14 protein-coding genes and 1 tRNA gene are annotated in these 21,494 nt (G+C 39.7%); 8 read left to right on the top strand and 7 right to left on the bottom strand.

Annotation, left to right across the window (positions count from 1 at the left end):
- The first annotated feature begins 13 nt into the window (after positions 1-13).
- Both ACR2F3_RS10060 and ACR2F3_RS10055 read left to right on the top strand, forming a co-directional pair.
- A complete protein-coding gene (locus ACR2F3_RS10060) occupies positions 14-2,317 on the top strand; it encodes a patatin-like phospholipase family protein (protein WP_432709847.1) in 2,304 nt (767 codons plus the stop codon).
- A complete protein-coding gene (locus ACR2F3_RS10055) occupies positions 2,314-2,844 on the top strand; it encodes a hypothetical protein (RefSeq protein ID WP_432709846.1) in 531 nt (176 codons plus the stop codon). Before ACR2F3_RS10060 ends, ACR2F3_RS10055 begins: the two co-directional genes overlap by 4 nt.
- Here the strand turns inward: ACR2F3_RS10055 and ACR2F3_RS10050 are convergent.
- Positions 2,841-5,240, bottom strand: a complete 2,400-nt coding sequence (locus ACR2F3_RS10050; protein ID WP_432709845.1) for a BamA/TamA family outer membrane protein — start codon at positions 5,238-5,240, stop codon at positions 2,841-2,843. The two genes, ACR2F3_RS10055 and ACR2F3_RS10050, sit on opposite strands and share 4 nt — an antisense overlap.
- Between ACR2F3_RS10050 and ACR2F3_RS10045 the strand changes: the two genes are divergently transcribed.
- From ACR2F3_RS10045 to ACR2F3_RS10035, 3 genes are all read left to right on the top strand, one after another.
- Positions 5,225-5,971: a TrmH family RNA methyltransferase gene (locus ACR2F3_RS10045; RefSeq protein WP_432709844.1), complete on the top strand. Its 747-nt coding sequence runs from the start codon at positions 5,225-5,227 to the stop codon at positions 5,969-5,971. The two genes, ACR2F3_RS10050 and ACR2F3_RS10045, sit on opposite strands and share 16 nt — an antisense overlap.
- Positions 5,972-6,023: 52 nt before the next feature.
- Positions 6,024-6,097, top strand: a tRNA-Cys gene (locus ACR2F3_RS10040).
- A gap of 37 nt (positions 6,098-6,134) precedes the next feature.
- Positions 6,135-6,311 carry a spore protein gene (locus ACR2F3_RS10035; protein WP_432709843.1) on the top strand — a complete coding sequence of 59 codons (177 nt, stop codon included), beginning with the start codon at positions 6,135-6,137 and terminating at the stop codon, positions 6,309-6,311.
- A gap of 156 nt (positions 6,312-6,467) precedes the next feature.
- Here ACR2F3_RS10035 and ACR2F3_RS10030 read toward each other — a convergent pair whose 3' ends face one another.
- The 5 genes from ACR2F3_RS10030 to ACR2F3_RS10010 all read right to left on the bottom strand — a co-directional run bounded on the left by ACR2F3_RS10030 (position 6,468) and on the right by ACR2F3_RS10010 (position 13,956).
- A complete protein-coding gene (locus ACR2F3_RS10030; protein ID WP_432709842.1) occupies positions 6,468-7,598 on the bottom strand; it encodes a cytochrome-c peroxidase in 1,131 nt (376 codons plus the stop codon).
- A gap of 9 nt (positions 7,599-7,607) precedes the next feature.
- The gene (locus ACR2F3_RS10025; RefSeq protein WP_432709841.1) at positions 7,608-9,107 is read right to left on the bottom strand and encodes a DUF6850 family outer membrane beta-barrel protein; all 1,500 of its coding nucleotides are present in this window, start codon (positions 9,105-9,107) and stop codon (positions 7,608-7,610) included.
- A gap of 9 nt (positions 9,108-9,116) precedes the next feature.
- A complete protein-coding gene (locus tag ACR2F3_RS10020) occupies positions 9,117-10,319 on the bottom strand; it encodes a DUF4876 domain-containing protein (protein ID WP_432709840.1) in 1,203 nt (400 codons plus the stop codon).
- Positions 10,320-10,340: 21 nt separating this feature from the next.
- On the bottom strand, positions 10,341-13,085 hold the full coding sequence (locus tag ACR2F3_RS10015) for a TonB-dependent receptor (protein ID WP_432709839.1): 2,745 nt from the start codon (positions 13,083-13,085) through the stop codon (positions 10,341-10,343).
- 184 nt (positions 13,086-13,269) lie between these two features.
- On the bottom strand, positions 13,270-13,956 hold the full coding sequence (locus ACR2F3_RS10010; protein ID WP_432709838.1) for a hypothetical protein: 687 nt from the start codon (positions 13,954-13,956) through the stop codon (positions 13,270-13,272).
- 331 nt (positions 13,957-14,287) lie between these two features.
- Between ACR2F3_RS10010 and ACR2F3_RS10005 the strand changes: the two genes are divergently transcribed.
- Together ACR2F3_RS10005 and ACR2F3_RS10000 are read left to right on the top strand one after the other, a co-directional pair.
- Positions 14,288-17,383 (top strand): SusC/RagA family TonB-linked outer membrane protein, encoded by a 3,096-nt coding sequence (locus tag ACR2F3_RS10005; RefSeq protein WP_432709837.1) that lies wholly within the window; start codon positions 14,288-14,290, stop codon positions 17,381-17,383.
- Positions 17,384-17,399: 16 nt separating this feature from the next.
- Positions 17,400-18,773: a RagB/SusD family nutrient uptake outer membrane protein gene (locus ACR2F3_RS10000; RefSeq protein ID WP_432709836.1), complete on the top strand. Its 1,374-nt coding sequence runs from the start codon at positions 17,400-17,402 to the stop codon at positions 18,771-18,773.
- A 104-nt stretch (positions 18,774-18,877) separates the two neighbouring features.
- Here the strand turns inward: ACR2F3_RS10000 and ACR2F3_RS09995 are convergent, their stop codons facing one another.
- Complete coding sequence (locus ACR2F3_RS09995) at positions 18,878-19,909, bottom strand: quinone-dependent dihydroorotate dehydrogenase (RefSeq protein WP_432709835.1); 1,032 nt, start codon at positions 19,907-19,909, stop codon at positions 18,878-18,880.
- Between the two features lie 124 nt (positions 19,910-20,033).
- Between ACR2F3_RS09995 and ACR2F3_RS09990 the strand changes: the two genes are divergently transcribed.
- Positions 20,034-21,494, top strand: a 1,461-nt coding sequence (locus tag ACR2F3_RS09990; RefSeq protein ID WP_432709834.1) for an ABC-F family ATP-binding cassette domain-containing protein, incomplete at its 3' end; no start/stop codon positions are given.

The following is a 21,494-nucleotide window of genomic DNA, read 5'->3' as shown; positions in this document are numbered from 1 at the left end:
TCCCGTTAAACACTTGCTTCTATTTGCACTCTTTATCAACACTTTACCCGGATACACCCAACGGGTTGGACTGGTATTGAGTGGTGGTGGTGCTAAAGGGCTTGCCCACATTGGGGCACTGAAAGCACTGGAAGAAAACAACATTCCGATCGACTATATTACAGGCACTTCTATGGGGGGCGTAATCGGGGCCATGTATGCAGCAGGCTACTCACCGGCACAAATGGAAGAGATAGCAAACAGCAGTGAATTCCAATCATGGGTAAGGGGTCGCTTTAGCAGTGAATACAGCTTTTTCTTTCAAAAAAACAATATCAATGCATCTATGCTCAGTGCTAAACTGACCACCGACACCAGTATGAGGCTAAACTTACGCTCGAACCTGGTGAATGATGTTCCTTTAAATTTCGCCCTGATACAGCTATTCTCACAGGCATCAGCCATTGCTAAAGACAACTTTAACAATCTTTTTGTTCCCTACAGATGCATGGTGTCAGATGTGCTCGACCACAAGGCGATCACTGTAAAAAAGGGAAGTCTGGCAGATGCGGTGAGGGGAACTTTAACTGTTCCATTTGTATATCGCCCTATTAAATTAGACGACAAGTACGTGTTTGATGGTGGACTGTACAATAATTTCCCTGTTGATGTGATGAGAGAGGAATTTAATCCAAACTACATTATAGGTGTGAATGTCTCTTCAAAAACTTCCGACGTTTTTCCCGATGATAACGACGACCGCAAGATGAATCGTTTTATCCTTCAAATGTTTTTATCAAGATCGGATTCTACCCTCATTGGTGACGATGGCGTGTATATCAAACCCGACTTAAAAGGCTTGAGCTCGGCAAATTTCACGCCTGTTGAAATGCTGATCAAAGAAGGCTATGATGCCACGATGGCGAATATGGATAAAATTAAAAAAAATGTCCGCAACCGCACAACAACTACAGAACTGAGGCTAAAAAGAAACGAGTTTAACAATAAAAAGCCAGACCTGGTATTCAAATCTGTTGTTGTAACCGGCGTAAATGCCGCTCAAAAAAAATATATAGAGCGCCTGTTTATTAAAAATAAAGCTTTATTTGACTTAAATGATATAAAAGAAGGATACTATAAACTGGTAGCTGATGAAACTTTTGAAACGATATATCCTAAAATAACTTACAATCCCATAGAGGATAACTACGTGTTTGAAATTATCGCCAGGCCTAAAAAAAGCATTAAGATAGATTTTGGCGGCAACATATCAACCCGCCCAATCAGCAATGTATACCTTGGACTTCAATACAGTTACCTGGTTAGAAATGCCTACACATTTGGTATTAACGTTTACTCCGGCAGATTTTACGAAGCGGCAGATTTTTCAGCAAGAATTGACTTTCCTACCCGAATCCCCGTTTTTTTACAAACAGAAATGACCTTCAACCATTTCAACTATTATAGCACGAGTTCAATCTATATCGAAAATCTTCACCCCACGTATATTGAACAGGTAGACAGCAAGGTAGAACTGAAGTTAGGCATTCCTATAAATGGAGGAATTAAGGTCACCGGAGGTGGAGCCTACTTGTTTAATACTGACCATTACAGTCCCACCAACACCTTTACTGCCGGTGATGTGCTTGACCGTACTACCTTCAAAGGATTCCGAAGTACTTTAGCTGTCGAAAAATATACACTTAATCGCAAGCAGTATGCTAATCGCGGTCGAAAATCCCACATCGGCTTAAACTATTTCAGGGGAAAAGAGCAATATCAGCCTGGTAATATCTCAAGAAACAATGCGATTGGCGATCAGGAAATTAAAGAAGAAAATCATAATCGGGAGTGGTTGAACGTAAAGTTAGCCGACGAAAATTACTTCTTACATATAGGTCCTTATTCACTCGGTTACCTGGCAGAAATAGTGGTATCTAACCTACCCATGTTCTCTAATTATTATTCTACCTTACTTGTAGCCCCTGTATTTTACCCTCTGCCAGACAGCCACTCCTTGTTCCTGCAAAACTTTCGCGCTGCTAGCTACGTGGCCGCAGGTGTAAAAAACGTATACAATCTCCGCCAGAATTTCGACCTAAGGGTCGAAGCTTATTCCTTTTTACCCTATAAACAAATCAACCAGCAGGGTTTTCAACAAGTGCACGAAACCAAGGCTTTCAAGCATTGGCGGTATGCCGCTACTGCCGGTTTAGTTTATCATACCCCAATTGGTCCAATTAGCCTAAGTTATAATTTATATGACGATCCAATAAAAAGAAACGGCATTTTATTACATTTGGGCTATCTAATTTATAATAAACGATCTATCGAATGAAGCTTTTAAGCGTAATCTGTTTCCTGCTTTTTATTACTGGTGCTGGATATGCACAACAGTCCGAAATCAACAATTTCATTATTAAAGAAAGTTTATTAAAAAACAGCAAGCTGGCTGTAATTGCCGTCGATTCTGCAGAAACCCCTCTGGAACACATTAATGGCACCTACACTTTTAGTGTAAGCGGTTTCAAACAAACGCTGAAGTTTAACGATGGGGTAGCTATATTACCTTTGCAGCTGGAAAGATCCACCTTCGTTTACATCAAACACCTAAACGACAAGGGCACACACAGTAAACTAATTTTTGTTCATAAAAAAGACGGCACCCTCACACCTTATGTAATCAATGCCATTGCCTTGATTTTATTTCCGCTATTGGTTATTGTTGTTGCTTTCCTGTTTCGTAAACTCATCATCATTGCAATTATCATTCTTGCAGTGTTTGTTTATTTTAACCACAGCAATGGATTAGACCTGGGTACATTATTTGAAACCCTGTTCGATACCCTAAAAATGATGTTTTAGAAAGGCAGTCCGATCCCAAAATTGTACTGCACAAAACGATATGACTCCGGACTATGGGTAACCTTATAATCCGCTTTAAATTGCTCGGCTCCACTTAAAAACTTACGGATCACCCATTGGTCAGATCCCACGAACTGTGGATCTTTTAATTTTAAGCCGATATCAAAGCGGAATACAAAATACTCTACATCATAACGCAAACCAACTCCTGTTCCAACACCAATTTGGTTTAATACCTTTTTAAAGTCGAAATAAGTTTCTGGGAAGGGGTTTCCTCGCGATATGTTCCACACATTTCCTGCATCTAAAAAAACAGCTCCTTTTAGTTTAGCACCTAAAAAATTATTGAGCAATTTATAACGGTATTCAAGGTTAGTCTCAATATGCATCTGGCCTAGCTGATCTAAACCAAAGAATGTTCTTCTTGTTTCTTCTGAAGTTAAACGTACACCTCGGTTATAATTACCCGGACCAAGTGTTCTTGCCTGCCATGCCCTTACGCCACTGGATCCACCTGCAAAAAATAATTTCTCAAAGGGCATTGCATCAGAATTACCATAAGCATATCCTACTCCTGCGTTTAGCCTGGCCACAAACTGTTTATCCTGGCCCAGGCTTTTATACCACCGTACATCAACCTCTGGCCTGATGTATTGATTGTAAGGCAAGCCCAACACGGTTGCCGGACTTCCATCCGCTGTATTCTTATGCTTGCCCAACAAACGGGTGATACCGTCAAGCAGGTTTCCTGCCATATCTATATTCCCACGGAAATAAATAAAGCTTCCCGGGCTTAATAGTTTATTCTGATTTAGCGTATATGTATATTTAATACCAAGCGTAATATCTTTACGACCAAGTAATAATAAATTATACTCGTTATTCTTGATCAGCTCTTTATTAATTTCATTTTGTACAGAATCTGGCCCATCAGTTACCAACAATAACCCCCCAAACCTATACTCAAAATTTAAAGGCGTAAATGAGTGTAGTTTTGATCTTGTTTCAAACCAATCGTAAGTAACCGAATTCAGGAACACCCGGCGCACAAAAAAATCCTTTTGTAATGCATATACATAACTTGTAGAGAAGGTAGTAAAAGGCATCCCATTTTTACCCATCATGGGGATATCAAAGGGTAATATCAAACGTGGAACAGCGAGGTTAGCACTCACGGAGAAATCACGCTGATAAACATCACTGAACAACGAGCCCCCTTGTCCGAGCCGGGATTGTAATCCCCCTTTTATCTGGAACTCAAATCGCTCTGCCCCCCTGAACAAGTTATTATTGGTATAAGTATTACTCAGTGTAAAACCTACTGTACCAGCATTAAAAGGAATTTCACCTTCTATCCGATTGCTCATTTTTTTTTGAGGAATGAGCCTAATGATAGGATCTACCACCAATGAGCTGTCTTTTGCTTTTTGGTAATCAATTTTTACGTTTTTGAATACATTGAGTTCATACAGGCGGCTATAGGTAATGTCTTCCATAGTACTGTTATAAAACTCCCCCGCTTTAATGAAGTCGTAACGCACAATTGGGTTCCTGCGAAAACGTTTAGCCATATCGGTATACCTTATTTGCCTGATAACCCGAGGGTTTAAAGGGATAGAATCGGGGAAACCATCAGAATTTGGGGCGATAATAATATTAGTCTCCCCGATGGTGTAACGTGGATGAAATAATTTGTCTTCAGGGTTATCTACTATAAGTGCAATATTGGCTTTACTGTCATTCAGGTTAGAATCCACCACATATTTAATATATGGCCTAACAAAATCATAGTACCCGTTTTGCTTAGCTACCTCATAAAGTTTATCGCGTTCATAGGCTAAAGAATCATCGTCATATTGCATGCCTACATGAATATGAGAGTAAGAAGGTTTAGTTCTAAAATAAATCTCTTTTAAAACGGAATCCTTGACATCAAAAGTTAATTGATTTACATAAAATGCCGGACCTGGTGTGGCACTGAATAATATTGATGCCCGTTGTTTTTCTACTTTAATATCAGATTTAACCTTGGCATTAAAATAGCCCTTGCTTTGAAGGAATTTCTCAATCTGTACCCTTGAAATATCAACAAGTGTGCTATCTAATATTGGCGCTGGATTTCCAATTGATTTAATTTTAAACAATCCATAAAAAAGATTATATAATCCTACATTTATTCCAAGTTTAGGTGCAGGGCGAATATCCTTCTGAACATAATTGCGTACTTCTTCCTTAAATTGATCTGGCACGCTGTCTATTTCTACCTTTTTTACAACGGACTGGTAATTTTCGATATACTTAGTGGATGAACAGGAAGCAACAAAAAGAATAATAAATAGTAATATTGCAGGAAAAAGGGTCTTCTTTTTATAATCAGGGTATGCTTTCAAAATCACAAATAAGTTTTATAAAATCATTACATCAAAAAAAGTACCGTAAAGAAAATGGGATTTTTATCATAGAAGGGATTAAATCTATATTAGAGTTTATTCCTTCTAACTACCAGCTACATAGCATCTATTATTTGGCCGAATATAAATCTTTACTACCAACTTTAGCTTCAAATATAAAGTTATTTGAAGTAAACAACGCCGAATTAGATAAGATTAGTACTTTACAGGCGCCACAAGGGATACTTGCCCTGGTAAGACAGCCCAAAGCGACACCATTCAACCCAGAATTATTGAAAAATTGCTTCTCTCTAATGTTAGATGGTGTACAGGATCCGGGCAACCTGGGTACGATCATCAGAACTGCAGATTGGTTCGGCTTTAAAAATATCATCTGCTCTTTAAACACAGCCGATTGCTATAACCCTAAAACTATACAAGCTACCATGGGCTCGCTACCCCGCGTAAATATTTATTATGAGAATCTGATGGAAGTGCTTCCGAAGGTAAAAGTGCCCATATACGGCGCGCTATTAGAAGGAAAAAGTATTTATCAAACGAATTTTGGGGCCGAAGGTTTACTCATTCTAGGTAATGAAGGACAAGGAATTAGTGGAGATGTAATAAATTTTATTCAGCATCCAGTCACCATTCCTCGTATTGGAAAGGCTGAGTCTCTGAATGTTGCCATCTCTGCGGGCATCTTTTGTTCAGAGATAAGCAGAAATATTATTTAATAAATTGCATAATAACTTATAATTGCTATTTTTGCAGTCCTGAATCCAATAGGGTCGAGTGGCCGAGTGGCTAGGCAGAGGTCTGCAAAACCTCGTACAGCGGTTCGAATCCGCTCTCGACCTCCAGATTTATTATAAATTAAAAAAACAAAGGTATAAGACCATGGCAGTTACCAGATTAAAAAGAAAAGACAGAAAAAATAAAAATACTTCACGTCAAGAAGTTAAAACGTTGAAATTAGCTACAAACCTTGAATTGGGAAGCCGTTCAAGACAATCTACTACAGATCAGTTAGCTATCAACAACGCAATTTTGGCTAAGCTTTCTGCTCAGTCATAAGCACTGTTAAAAACATTTTAGAGACCGCATCATGATGATGCGGTCTTTTTTTTTATCCACTATGTGCTTTCACAAGTTAAATAGGATCAAAACGTAAGGCACAAAAAAGCCCTCAAAAGTTCATCACTATTGAGGGCTTTATAAATAAATTAAAGCTTATTTTTTATCTCTAACCAATTCTGGTCTCGGCATTTTATATTGAGTAGCAGTTATGGCATTCATGAAAGCCACAACAGCCTGAATCTCGTCACGACTAAGGTTTAGTTTCTGTAAAATTGGGTCTGTCTGTGGATACAAAGGATCTTTAGCCTTTTGCTCAGGCGTTGGGTCAATCATATGCATACCGCTGTTATAAAGGTTCACTACCCCTGTAATGTTATCAAAAAGGCCGTTGTGCATCCATGGATTGTTATTCATCACATCTCTCAGTGAAGGAGTTTTAAACTTCCCAACATCTTTCGGATCTTTTGTAACCTCGTATCTACCTAAATCATTATACTTACGTTTATAATAAGTAAGACCAATGTTATGGAAACTCTCGTCGGTTAAGAATTCTCCGTTGTGACAGTTCATACAACGTGCCTTTGTTCTAAACAAGTGCATGCCGTGAATTTCCTGATCTGTCAGCGCTTTATATTCCCCGTCAAGGAAACGATCAAAACGACTCCTCCGGCTAACTAACGTTTCCTGAAACTTTGCCAAAGCATCTGTAATATTTTCAATCGTAATAGTTTCGGTGCCATAGGCATCTTTAAATAACGCTACATAGGCTTTAATTTTACCTAATTTCTCACCCAATAGCTTAGTGTCCATCGCCATTTCATGTGGTGTAGCCAAAGGGATTATGGCCTGCTCTTGTAAAGTCCCAGCCCTGCCATCCCAAAATAACGACTTTCTTTTTGCCACATTTAATAAGCTAGGCGTGTTTCTGGAACCTGTAAGATGATCAGTACCCAATGATACGGAGCGTTTATCTCCAAAAGACATTTGAGGATCGTGACAACTGCTGCAGGATACCTGACTCGAACTGGATAACAAGGGATCAAAAAACAACAACTTACCCAGTTTAACTTTAGGCTGTGCCATGGTTGTAAAGTAGCTGGAATCAACTTTAGCCAAGGATTTAAATTCCTGGAAATCTATACCCTCATCGATTGTCGGTTTTGGCCATTGTGCGATAGGCTTTTCATATTGTTTACGTAAGGCAAGTAGGTCGATTTCATCTACAAAAGCTGTACTAATAACAAACACAGCGAGAACAGCTGAAATACTAAAAATTCTTTTCATGTTTATCCTTTAAAATGAAAACCCGGCCGTGATGCCAAAGTATTTCCTATTAATTGTAGTGGTATAATTACCTTCTGCCTTAACATAACAGGCCAATTTTTCAGACAAAGGAAAATCGGCTTTTAAGTAACCGGCATAGGTCATACTCGAGGCGCTAAGATAGGTAAAATTGCTGTTTAGCATAGTGTAGAGGGCAGTTTGGGTGTTGATGCTATTCCAATAAAAATTACGCTCTAGCATTTCAGTTTTCTGCACATCAAACCTTGCACTATAAGCACTGTTTTTCACATATTTAACACCGGTTAAATTTAATCCAATTTGCAGGTAACTATAATCCAAATATCGCGTGGGATCAACATATTGCTGGTTATTTGTTAAAAATCGGCCATCAGCACCGATAAACCAATCGAAGTTGCCGGTTGTTTTACCATACACAGTATGCAATTTTAAGGTTAAATTGTCATTGACGAACCTGATGTCTTCAGATATTTTCTGAACAGAAGTCTCTACATCTTTATTGTTAAATTTAGCTTCAGTACCATTGCGGGTTGCGGTAGAAGCTTCCATCCTGATTATGAATTGTTGATCCTTATTCTTGTTGAGGTAACCGAAACTTGCCCGATACGTATACTCATCAATTGCCGAAATCGGATAAGCAATGCCGTACAATACTTTGTCGAGCATAAATTTTTGATAACCTATTTGTGCAAACAGCCCCTTTTGTGTTACTGGCGCCAGTGAAAATTCGGCAGCATAATTTTTACCATTATAATAAGCTTTGTCTCTTTCGCCAGCCAATAGCATATTGTAGACACCTAAACCAGCATCGTGATAAATCAATGGAGAACCGAGTTCACTTACAAACTCCAGTTCATTCTTTTGTGTATATTTTTGACCTTTCAAGTCGAAAGCTAATGCATAATCGGAGTTGATTTGCCGAGATATAGAAAGGTTGAGATTAATCTCAGAACTAATGTTTAATGGCCTCGGATCTACATCTCTAAAAGCCTGTACACCCCGATAACCGGCATCCAGACCCAATATATATGCACCTGCTTTTTTTGCTAGTCCACCTTCAAAGAAATAAGTCTCTGAATTCATGTCACCACCTACAGTATCCGCCATCACATAAGGATAAATCATGTCAAAGTCGGAAGATTCGTTAAACTTTACCGCTTTGATTTTATTATTTTTATAATAAGCCTTTCCCCATAAAGTAAGGTCTGGGCGCTGCTTAATATAAGTCTCAGAATTGATACTATACCCTTTTTCACCGCTGCCTTTTTGCTGCAGGTAAAGATCTTGGTTTTCATCGGCATAAGTAGCCGATAAAAGAGAAAAGCCTAGGTTCCGTTGATAAGGCCTTAAAGCAGGGTTGCTGTAGACTTCATCAGAAATGGCTGTAACTGGCGAAAACTGCTCCTTCAAACGGCCTTGCCTAAAAGTAGTATCCTGGGCATAGGTTTGGCCTATACCCAGAAATACTAATGATAATATTATTTTTTGCAATTGCATTAATTATTTCATTAGAGAAGGCTTCGATTCTGCTTCAAAATCTAAGGTAGAGTTGTTGGTATCTTTTAAAATATCGCGGCCGTCAACAGTGGCACTAACTTTACGGCGAACACTTTTGCCATAACGGGAAGCATCCTGATCAACTTTTCCGCAGTAGCTATATCCTTTATCTAAAGAAGGATCCGTAAGAATCCACTGATAACCAGAAGGGATCGATAAGTTAACAGCATCAATAATCTGTGTATTTGGAATTTTGTAGGCTGTAGAATTTGAAATATTTCCTGCTGCATTTACATATCCATAGGTGTAGAAGTTATCTTTTTTAAAGCCATCAACAGTTTGATCTTTTGCCAGACGAGCCAATACATAACTTTTGAAACCACGGTTGTGCATCGTCATCGAAGAAGTAATGCCTATTAAATCGGTAACTTGCGGATTATCCACATTGATGCTAGCAAGCAATGGAATTTCAAAATCTGCATTACTCAAGTCTAATGAGTTCACATTATATTCCAGGTGGTTAATAGCATTGTTTGCAACAACGATTTGCTTACCAGGTAACACAGGGTAATTTTTACCATCACCTGGTATCAGCATTAAGGAACCTGCAGAAAAAGCCTCCGACATTACATCTGGCGTATATTCTCTTTTTGTAATAGATAAAAATGCAGCCTCAGCAATAACCAATCCATCAGCATATAATGTTTCATTGGAGTTATTGTAAATGATGAAATACTTATCACCATTATAGGCTTTAGATTCTGGCGTAACTGTACCCGTGAAAAACACTTCCTTAATAACGAAATCTGCTTTCGCATGAGAAATAAACAATGGCAGGGTAAAATTGGCACTGGATCCACTCAATAGCAAACCTTGTTTATAGCCACTAACTTTATCTTTAAGTTTTTCGGTTCCATCAACATAATCAATATCTCCATCTAAACTCACATCGTATGATCCTTCAGGTAATTGAATATTTAAGGATTTACCAGTTTCTACTTTGAAGCTGGTTGTAGTGCCACTATTGATCTCTTTAAATACAATTTGTGTATTAGATAAAATAACATTGGAAATGTCTTTGGGGTCAGTAAAAGCAATCGTAACCTCCGTTTGTTTTGTTGTTAATAGTTCGTTTTTCTTACATGCACTAAAAAAAAGCACGCAAAATAAGCTAAGGCAAAGGACTGTAAGTTTTAATGGTTTCATTTGTTATGTTTTGGTTTTTGATTATAGTGTTACATTTAATTCTATTCCGAAATAAGGGCTATTAAAACCTTGTCTAACTACAGTTACCCCATTGGTGGTATAGTCAGGTGTGTACGTAAAAAGCCTGTTCACAAACATGGAAATGGATGCTTTTTTCTTAAATTCTTTTGTTGCTTTAAAATTCACCTGCAAATCAATAGGCACCGTTACTTTCCTAAATAAGGAAGGCGCATAAGAATATTTAAGGTGGTTAAGGTTGGGATCTATGGCACTTTTTTCGGTATAGGGTTTTTCTATACCATCAATGCCAATATAAGAAACTGGGGTTCCCGATTTAAAATCGTTTTGCTTACTGCTAAACCAGAGATTTTGTAAAGAGGTCGATAAGATTAAACCAAGTTTAGGCAAGTAACTGTCAATAGTAAGGTTAGTATTTAATTGCTGAAGATTATAGCCATCGGTGTCATTATAATACCCAATATACTGAAGCACTTTTCCATCAGTCACAGCAGTGGCTGTGATAGGTTTATAAAAGGGAAAGGTATTGATATATGTAGATTTAAACCATGCTCCATCTAATCTGAAACGGGTATTGATTCCAGGTAAACGAGGTGAAGAAAACTGCATTTCTACCCCTTCCTTATTTAAGGTACTGCCGTTTGTAGTTGTGGAATAAGAATAGAATTGACTGGCATCTGTATAATCAAAATCGCCTATAGAAGGTGCCGAAGCTAACGTGGCCGCATCCACAGAACTGTTGTCATATTTTTTGTGATCTAATCGCTGAGCATAAGTAGTGCTTCTGAAACCATCATTAAGTCTTTCATTAAAATAAGTCAGGGTAAGCCTATTGCCATTTAATTCAACATCGGTATTCAGTTCAAACTTCTTGTTCACAGCTGGCATTAGATCAAAATTTGTTCTATCCGTGATGTAAGTAATCACATTCGCTTTTCTAAATTCAGGATTGTTGTGGTAGTAATTTAATTGCACGATATCCTGATAGTCCTTTTCAGGATAAAGCTGATGTAAAGTTGGCATCTTGGTGTGTAAACCGTAACCTGCACCGAAGCTCATCACCAATTGGTCATCGCCCACCGATATTTCAGGAAGGGTCCATTTTAAGTTTGCGCGTGGGTCTAAATAAAATTTATTTGCAATGGTATATTGTTGGTTCATACCTAAAAAACTCATGCCCCTTAAACCAAGAGCCAGGTCAAACACATGTTTGTTCGCTTTTAAGATGATCAAATCCTCTGCAAAAAAAGCTTGGTTCAGCATTCCAGGAATATCATGATATGCCCTGGGTCTGATGCTAATCGTTGCGGTTGGTGGATAGTCGAGATCGTAAATTTGCCCATCGCCAAGGTTTTTACTATAATTAGTTTCAAAACCTAATACTACCTTATGCCTAAACGCTGCAATGTTGAAACCCAAATTTACTTTTCCTTTTATAAATGCATTCAAAGGTTGCCCATCAACAAGCAATTCCGACGCATAACTAGGTGTTAGGTATGAGGCATCATGTGCACCTGCTTCCAAAGAATTAAATAATACGGTTACCGACCTGGCTTGCACCCATTTTACAGATTCTATACGATCTTTTTGGTACGAGAATCTGGTGGCGATTTCAAAAGATTTAAAAAAGGAATTTTTTGCGTGAAAATCACCCCTTAAGGTATTTGATAAAGCGTAACTATTGAATGTCGATTTGTAAGAATCCGTTAAGGCATAACCATTATCAGGGTCGGTACGTTGGTTATCAACGTTAGTTCCATAATCAAATGCGGTATTCCAGGTTAACTTGCGAACGCTATTATCCCAATATTTTTCCGCACGTAAAGAAGCATTGATTCTTTTGTAGTTTTCAAAATTACTTGTTGGGTCTGCCTTAGAGTTCAGAAAATCCAGATCCGCATTCACCATTAAGTTTTTCTCTGGAATGGTAAATCCTTTACTTACTGAATAAAGCTTACTGAAACCATCAGTCTTGATTCTAAAGGAATACGGAGACGCCCCTTTTTTACGAATAACTTTAATTAAGCCACTGGTTAAATCACCATATTCCACCGATGGAATGCCCCTTACAACTTCTACCCTCTCTATTTGATCGGTCGACAAAGAGCGCATGTCTACTCCTTTATTTACAGAATTCCTATAGTAATTTGGATCCGTTTGCGTAAAAACACTCGAGTTCTGCAAATTAGCAGACGTATTAATAGGTGCCCCATCAATTAAAAAAGCGGTACCTAAAGAACTAATGTCGTAATCACTATTTTGTACTGCACTACCATTGGAATTTCTAGCCTCCCTTAACCTGATTTGGTTCATCCCCGTTAGGTTAGGATCTACGGAGCGACCACCCGGCAACAGCTCTAACAAATCGGTAAAACTGGAAGGTTGTAAATGTTGCATCGCCTTGCGGTCAATAACCGATGTACTGGTTAATCCCCGAGCTTCTGAAGCAGTAATATAGACTTCATTCAGCACCCTATTGGTACTTTCCAGATTAATGTTTAAATGTTTATCTGTATTTAGGTAAATCGAACTATGGTAATTCTTAAAGTTAATATGGGATATCGTAATTTGATAGTTTCCTTGTGGAACAAGACCAAAATTGAATTTACCCTTAGCATCAGTATATGTGGTAAAAGTCTTTACGCCTTTAGCAATAACCACCAGAGAATCCACGCCTCTCTGAGTGTTATCATTAACATTTCCTTTTAAGGTAACGTCGTTCTGTTGGGAATATCCAACATTTGGCATAGCTAAGAAAGAAAAAATTAGGCTCAGTACGAGGGCGATTTTAAAGAAGAAATCGCTGAAACTCTTAGAAAATACAGGCACACTTATTTAGACTGATTAAAGATTACGCAAACTTACCGCTTTTACCGAGAATACAAAAGAAATCAGGAGCTTATTTTTAACAATTCTAAATAGTGGGAATACATTAAAATATTGAATTTTTCTTCTGATAAGTCTTAATTACTTGATCTCTATAGAATCCCACTTTTTCAGTCGTCAAATAATCGCTTAAGAGCGTATCCTTTTGTTCTGCCGGAGCCTTGGCATAGGCTACTTTAAAGTTATGTAAGTCTTCACTACCTCTTCGAAATTCTTTATATAAATATTCAACACGATCAACAAAAGAAAGTGAATTGTCAACTTTTACACCCATTCTTTCTTCTATGCTGGACAAAAGTAATTCAAACGCACTAAAAGAGCCACTTTCGCCATTTGGATTGACTTTGGTATACCAGAAGAGCAAAGGAAGTTTACATGACCAGTTATCGTGTTTATCTTCCAAAAAAAAATTCGCATATGGTACTACCTCCATTGTTCTTCCCAATTCTTCGCTCGTCTTTATTGCTCTAAGAATAACCGAATAATCATTTAAATATGGACTGGAGCTTTGAAGGAGATCTAAGTCTATCTGAAGCGATTTTTCATCCATGGTATTCATGAAATAAATTGCACTCAATAGATTTTCACATTTATATTTGATCTCGTTAAAATTATCACTTCCTGAAAATTTAGGATAAAATAATTCCACCTTTTTCAAATACTCAAGGGAAAAGTTGTTTGTGGCTACCTTATAAAAAAGGTCATCGAACTCAATATTTTTGTTAGATATCATAATTATTTATATAGGTAATTAATATAAGATGATATTAGTCTGTTTCCGAAATAATACTGGCACCTATTATGGCCCAAAACATCCCGAACAATACAATAATACAAACAATCAGCGCAAGGAAGTTAATGCATAAACCACCAACTTGTATAAACATCCCCTTCACACCTACACATTTTTAAAAAAATATACCATTTAAAGTGTTTAAAACAAATAAATCCCTAAAAAATAACATTTTACCGTCTGTATTTTCGTCATACAACTAAAAGTTGTCGTAATTTTTGATTAATTTGGATTAAAATCAACCAAACCAATCACTTAATTCGACTATTTGATGAAAAAAGTACTCATTTTTTTCATTATATCTCTGGGTATAATGACAATTGCCTATGGTCAAACCAGGGTAATTAGCGGAAAAGTCACCTCAACAGACGGAAATCCCATTTCTGGGGTAAGCGTTGTGGCAAAAGGACCCAATTCCAGCGCCACACAGACCAATGCCAGCGGAAACTATCAAATCACCATCCCACAAAGTGCACAAACTTTAATTTTTAGCTACATTTCTTTTAAAACCCAGGAAGTACCAATAACAACCTCCACCATTAACGTGGTTTTAGAAGAAGACAACCAGGATTTATCAGAAGTGGTTGTTGTTGGTTATGGCACCCAGGTTCGACGAAACGTAACCGGAGCGGTAGCGCAGGTAAAGTCTGATGAATTGGAAAACCTGCCAGTTACTAGTTTTGAATCTGCCCTGCAAGGGAAAGCCAGCGGCGTCATGATTGCTTCACAGAATGGGAAACTTGGCCAGGGTATTACCGTTCGGGTAAGGGGTGCCGCATCGGTAACCGCGGGCACTGAACCTTTATATGTTGTTGATGGAATTCCTATTGTGTCCAACAGTTTATCCAGCACCTCGGCACCCACAAACCCACTTGCAGATATTAACACCAATGATATCGAGTCTATTGAGGTGTTAAAGGATGCATCGGCTTCGGCCATTTACGGCGCCAGGGCATCTAATGGTGTGGTCCTGATCACCACCAAACAAGGTAAATCAGGGAAAACCACCATTAACTTCAATGTACTGGCAGGCATAAACTCCCCTACCCGCCACAGGGAGTTCCTAAATGCTGAACAATACGTACAACTGATGCGTCGGGCAGGCCAGGGTGCTGCCAATCAGGACTTCCTGTTCGGCGATTACGAAACGCTGGAGGAAGCGCTTGATGATTACAGCTCCATTGTGGAGAACCGGTTAAGAAGGTATTCTGCAGGCAACGATGATTACCAAACCTTTCGGGTCAATTCAAACTGGGAAGCCGCGGCTTTCCAGGAAAATCCCCTTACCCAACAATATGACCTGAACCTTACCGGGGGAAGTGAAAAAACCAAGTTTTATATGGGCGGGCAGCTCTTGGACCAGGACGGGATTTTGGTTGGAAATAGTTATAAACGCTACAGCGGCCGGTTAAACCTTACCCACCAGGCCAATAGTTTTATAGAGGTAGGCATGAACCTCAACTTTGCCAACAGTATAAACAACCGCTTGTCAAATGATAACGCCTTCTCCACCCCTTTGCAAGCTGTGGCCATTTCGCCCATTACTCCTTTCATTGATCCTAGAACTGGTTTAATAAGTGGAAGTTTGCCCGGCGAGGCATCTAACTTCCCCCTTTATTACAATCCATTTCTGAGCATCGATAATGCCTTTTATAAAGCAACCGTGTACAGAACAATCGGTAAAGCATTTGCCAATGTAAACCTGGCAAGGGGGCTGAAATTTACCAGCGACTTCTCCATAGACAACCTGAATCAAAATGAAGAGGCTTATTACGGCTCTTTAACTTTTAGAAACACAGGAACAGCTAATGGTTATGGTGAAAATGTTTCCACCTATGTTATCAATTCCAATACCAACAACTTCCTGAGCTATAACGCCACTTTAGGCGAAAAAAGTGTTTTTGATGCGGTGTTGGGAACCAGTTATCAAAAAGTAACCACAAAATACAGCACCATTGAAGGTTCTGACTTTCCTAGTGATGCTTATAAAAAACTGGGAAGTGCGGCAACAAAAGTGGTGGCCACCAGTAATGAAAATGCCTATAGTTTCTTATCCTACTTCTTCCGCGCAAACTACCGGTACAACGAACGCTATCTTTTAAGCTTCAGTGCCAGGGCCGATGGTTCCTCCCGATTTGGTAGTAACCACCGCTACGGAATCTTCCCCGCAGGTTCTGTAGGCTGGATTTTATCTGAAGAAAACTTTCTAAATAGCAGTGAGACCGTAAGTCTGTTAAAACTTAGAGCGAGTTATGGTTTAACCGGAAATGCAGAAATCGGAAATTATTCTGCCCGTGGCCTCTTCAACGGTACTGGTGCCTACGGAGGTTTGCCTGGGCAGCGCCCCTTGCAAATAGCCAATCCAGATTTAACCTGGGAAAAAACCACTCAGCTTGACCTGGGTCTGGACTTTGGTATTTTTACTAACCGCATCTCCGGATCCTTTGACTACTACCAGAAAAAAACCTCCGACTTGCTATTGGATACCCCGGTTCCACATACTACTGGTTTCTCGATTATTACCCAGAACTTAGGTGAACTGACCAATACAGGTTTTGAATTGGCCATCACTACCGAAAACCTCACGGGTGCATTGAAATGGAACACCACCTTTACAGGTGCATTCAATAAAAATAAAATCACTGATTTGGGTGGCCAGGTGTTAAATAGCAATGAGATTAACGCCGCCATTGAAGGCCAGCCTATCGGGGTATTTTACATGCCTGAATATGCAGGAGTTGATCCAGCCAATGGCGATGCTTTATATTACTTAAATACACCGCAGGCCGATGGCAGCGCTAACCGCGGCACTACCAATAACATCAACGAGGTGGAAAGAATCTTTGCCGGCAACCCTAATCCTAGATATATTTTTGGCCTCAACAACAATCTTTCCTTTAAAAACTTCGACCTGGGCATCTTCTTCCAGGGCGTGGAAGGCAACAAAATCTTCAACAGTGGCGGAACTTATATGAGTGCCAATGGATCAAACGGATATGATAACCAGACTGCTGATCAGATCAATTATTGGGACAGACCCGGACAAATTACCGATGTGCCGGAACCTCGATTGGGTTATGGCAACGGGGTAGGCACCTCTACCAGGTATTTATCAGATGGATCCTACATTCGTTTAAAGACATTAACATTAGGATACAACCTGCCCTCATCGGCATTAAACAAATTGAAGTTAAGCAAACTGCGAATCTTTGCTACTGGCCAAAACTTGCTCACGATTACGGGGTACGATGGCTGGGATCCTGAAGTAAATGCAGATTTTCAAAGTACAAACATCAACCAGGGTGTAGATTTTTATTCCGCACCTCAAGCCCGGGTAATCTCTTTTGGTATTAACATTGGCCTTTAACCCTAAACTAAACAAGATGAAAAATATATATCATATCCTATTTATTTCCCTGCTCCTGATTACACTGGCCGCCTGTAAAAAGCCGCTTGACATCGAACCTGTTGACACCATCGAACAGGGTGAGGCACTGATTACTTCTAAAGACGTGGAAGTAGCGCTGATTGGCTCCTATGCCGACCTTGGTGGCGCCAATTTCTATGGCGGTCGCCCATTTTTAATAGCCGATTTCCTTGCCAATACCAACGCTATTGAATGGAGTGGAACTTACGAAGAGCTAACCCAGACTATAAACAAGTCGATCCTGAAAACCAACGGTTTTGTCAGTAACATCTGGAGAGATGGCTACAGCACCATTAATGATGTGAACAACGTACTCAGCGCGATTGATAAAGTAGACGAAGCCAAACGTAACCGCATTCAGGGAGAAGCGAAATTCATCAGGGGTTCGGCATACTTTGACCTGGTGAGGTTATTTGGAAAAGCGTATAACGATGGCGATCCGTCCGTAAATCTCGGTGTTCCAATCGTGCTAACACCCACCACTTCAGTAACGAAGGACAATTTTGTAGGCCGCGGAACAGTACAACAAGCCTACCAGCAAGCCATTACAGACCTGACTGAAGCGGAAGCCGATCTTCCTGAAACCAATGGATTCTTTGCCACCAAATATGCCGCAGCAGCCATGTTAGCAAGAATATACCTGCAAATGGGAAATTATGCCGAAGCTGCGCGGGCTGCCGACAGGGTAATCAAATCCGGCAACTATACACTAGCCAGGACTTACCTGCAGGCTTTCCCTACCGTACCAGCGGCCGGTAGTCCAGCCCAGCCCGGTGGCAATACCGTTGAAGATATTTTTGCCATGCAGGTAACCAACTTAACTGGCTTTAATGGCTTCAATGAGTTCTATGGCTCCTCTACCTATGGTGGACGCGGTGACGCCGCCATCTCCCAGGCTTGGATTAACGCAAATTACACCGCCAACGACCAGCGCAGACAAAGCTTTTATGATGACGGAGATCTGTTTACCAGTAAATTTGCCAATCAATATGGAAACGTATCCATCATCAGGCTTGCAGAAATGTACCTGATCAGGGCTGAATGCAATGTTCGCCTGGCCCCCGCAGCACCAATTGGTGGCGTAACACCTCTGGAAGATTTGCAGATGGTTCGAAACAGGGCAGGCTTAACAACCACCTCTGCTTCCCTGGCCGATATTCTGCAGGAACGCCGAAGAGAATTGGCTTTTGAGGGTTTCGCTTTACATGATGCAAAAAGAACCCAAACGAATATTGGCAATATCGCCTGGAACTCACCAAGGTTAGTGCTTCCAATACCACAACGTGAAACTGATGCGAATGAAAGCCTCGTACAAAACGAGGGATATTAACTTTAAAAGGGTCACTTCGTATTGAAGTGACCCTTTTAAATTTCTTTTAATAGATCATCGCCATTGGCTCGAAACTAATAATGATGTACTTTATAATAGAACAATTAGGATAGTAAACCCTTACAAATATTTTTAATAATCCCCGGCCCTTCATAAATAAAGCCGGTATAAATTTGAACCAGGGAAGCGCCTGCAGCCAATTTCTCTTTGGCATCTTCTGCCGAATGAATTCCACCAACGCCTATTATTGGAAAAGATCCTTTAGAACGTTCAGATAAATACCTGATCACTTCCGTAGAGCGTTTAGCCAGGGGTTTACCACTTAAACCACCCGCTTCCTTACTAATCTTCTCTGGTGTATACAAACCATCCCTGTCAATCGTTGTATTTGTAGCAATAATTCCGGCAATGCCTGTGGTTTGCACAATATCCACAATATCATTAAGCTGCTCGTTAGTTAAATCCGGTGCTATCTTTAACAGGATAGGTCTGCTGATACCGTTTTTATGATTTCGGTCCTGCAATGTTTTTAACAGTAATGTTAATGGTTCTTTTTCCTGCAGTTCTCTTAAACCTGGTGTATTTGGTGAACTTACATTGACCACAAAATAATCTACCACATCAAACAGACGGTCAAAACACTTAATATAGTCGTTTACAGCCTCTTCATTTGGGGTATTTTTATTCTTTCCGATATTACCACCAACCACTAAAGTCGGATCTTTCTGTTTCAGGATTCGCAATCTTTCGGCAAGGGTATCAACGCCTTTATTGTTAAAACCCATCCGGTTTATCAGGGCTTTATCGTCCTGCAAACGAAACATTCTCGGTTTATCGTTACCTGGTTGAGGCAACGGGGTAACAGTTCCTACCTCAATAAACCCGAAACCAAGGTTACTTAATGCCTCTATGTATTCACCATTTTTATCGAACCCTGCCGCTAAACCTACAGGGTTTTTAAACTTGATACCGAAAACCTCACGTTCCAATCCTTTGATATGTACACCAAAACTGCTCCTTAGAATGGTTTTTCCAAATGGGAAATAATCGTTAAACCATTTTAACCGCTGCACCACAAAGTGATGGACGTTTTCAGGGTCAAACTGGAAAAAAATAGGTTTAATTAAGCGATACATTTGGCGAAGATAGGAAGCATTTAACCGTTCACAAAGTACTTGAATAAACTTTTAAGATAAATACTCCTTTTCTTACCTTCGTTCAACAAAAAAATGCAGCTAAAAAGCGTATTTTTGCAGCCACATGATTTCAATAAACGACTTAACTTTCCTTATAGGCTCCAGAGCTTTATATGATGAAGCAAACTGGCATATAAAACCTGGTGACAGAGTTGGCCTGATCGGGGCCAATGGAACTGGAAAATCCACCCTGTTAAAAATAATTGTCGGAGAATATGCACCCTCTTCTGGTTCGATCTCCATGTCTAAAGATCTTAAAATTGGTTACTTAAACCAGGATCTTCTTTCTTACGATTCTCACCATCCCATTTTACATGTGGCCATGGAAGCCTTTGAGCGTCAGAATCAATTACACGATGAAATAGAAGAGTTACTAAAGAAACTAGAAACTGACTATTCTGAAGATGTTCTTAATAAACTAAGCGACAAACAACAAGAATTCGAAGCCTTAGATGGTTACAATATTGAATACCGTGCTAATGAGATCCTCGCAGGTCTTGGTTTCAGCACAGAGGATCAGAAACGCCCATTAGATACCTTCTCCGGAGGTTGGAGAATGCGTGTAATGCTGGCCAAAATTCTATTACAAACCCCGGATATCCTGTTACTGGATGAGCCTACCAACCACATGGATTTACCCTCCATTAAATGGCTGGAAAATTACCTGATGAGTTTTGAGGGTGCCATTGTGATCGTATCTCACGATAGGTACTTCCTAGACAAGGTGGTTAACCGCATCGTAGAATCGAGAAAAGGGAAACTTACTGCTTATGCTGGTAACTACAGTTTTTACGTAGAAGAGAAATCATTACGCGGAGAGATCCAAAAAGGAGAATTTAAAAATCAACAGGCAAAAATTAAACAGGAAGAACGACTGATTGAACGTTTCCGTGCCAAAGCCAGTAAGGCGAAAATGGCACAATCGCGCATGAAAGCCCTGGATAAAATGGAGCGTGTGGAAGATGTTGACGATGATAACCCAACCGTAAACTTCAGCTTTAAATTTACCAAACCTTCGGGCCGCCACGTGGTGCGCATTGAAAATGCCTACAAGAGCTATCCGAATGTAGAGATCCTGGAAAATGCCGAGGCCGTAATCGAAAAAGGCGACAAAATTGCTTTAATTGGTGCCAATGGTAAAGGTAAATCTACCTTATTGCGTATTGTTGCCGGTGTTGAAAGCTTTGATGGAACCTGTGAAACCGGGCATAACGTAACTACTACTTTCTTTGCACAGCACCAGTTGGAGTCTTTACACTTGGGTAACAGTATCCTGGAAGAGCTGCAGGCTTTTGCACCAAAACATACCGATACAGAATTACGCTCAATCCTTGGGTGCTTTCTGTTTACTGGTGATGATGTGTTCAAGAAAATCCGTGTATTATCCGGAGGTGAGAAATCACGTGTGGCTTTAGCGAAATCATTAACCACAGATTCAAACTTTCTGATTCTCGATGAGCCTACCAATCACCTTGACATCCAGTCGGTGAACATCTTGATCCAGGCCTTGAAACAATACGAGGGT

Origin of the sequence: Pedobacter sp., from assembly GCF_045627485.1 — a bacterium.
GTDB lineage: Bacteria > Bacteroidota > Bacteroidia > Sphingobacteriales > Sphingobacteriaceae > Pedobacter.
This window is presented reverse-complemented; position numbering and strand designations above follow the sequence as displayed.

Excerpts from the sequence above, each read along its gene's own strand:
- ACR2F3_RS10055 (WP_432709846.1), top strand. The coding sequence starts at position 2,314 with ATGAAGCTTTTAAGCGTAATCTGTTTCCTGCTTTTTATTACTGGTGCT.
- ACR2F3_RS10045 (WP_432709844.1), top strand. The coding sequence starts at position 5,225 with ATGCTTTCAAAATCACAAATAAGTTTTATAAAATCATTACATCAAAAA.
- ACR2F3_RS10035 (WP_432709843.1), top strand. The coding sequence starts at position 6,135 with ATGGCAGTTACCAGATTAAAAAGAAAAGACAGAAAAAATAAAAATACT.
- ACR2F3_RS10030 (WP_432709842.1), bottom strand. The coding sequence starts at position 7,598 with ATGAAAAGAATTTTTAGTATTTCAGCTGTTCTCGCTGTGTTTGTTATT.
- ACR2F3_RS10020 (WP_432709840.1), bottom strand. The coding sequence starts at position 10,319 with ATGAAACCATTAAAACTTACAGTCCTTTGCCTTAGCTTATTTTGCGTG.
- ACR2F3_RS10015 (WP_432709839.1), bottom strand. The coding sequence starts at position 13,085 with ATGCCAAATGTTGGATATTCCCAACAGAACGACGTTACCTTAAAAGGA.
- ACR2F3_RS10010 (WP_432709838.1), bottom strand. The coding sequence starts at position 13,956 with ATGATATCTAACAAAAATATTGAGTTCGATGACCTTTTTTATAAGGTA.
- ACR2F3_RS10005 (WP_432709837.1), top strand. The coding sequence starts at position 14,288 with ATGAAAAAAGTACTCATTTTTTTCATTATATCTCTGGGTATAATGACA.
- ACR2F3_RS10000 (WP_432709836.1), top strand. The coding sequence starts at position 17,400 with ATGAAAAATATATATCATATCCTATTTATTTCCCTGCTCCTGATTACA.
- ACR2F3_RS09995 (WP_432709835.1), bottom strand. The coding sequence starts at position 19,909 with ATGTATCGCTTAATTAAACCTATTTTTTTCCAGTTTGACCCTGAAAAC.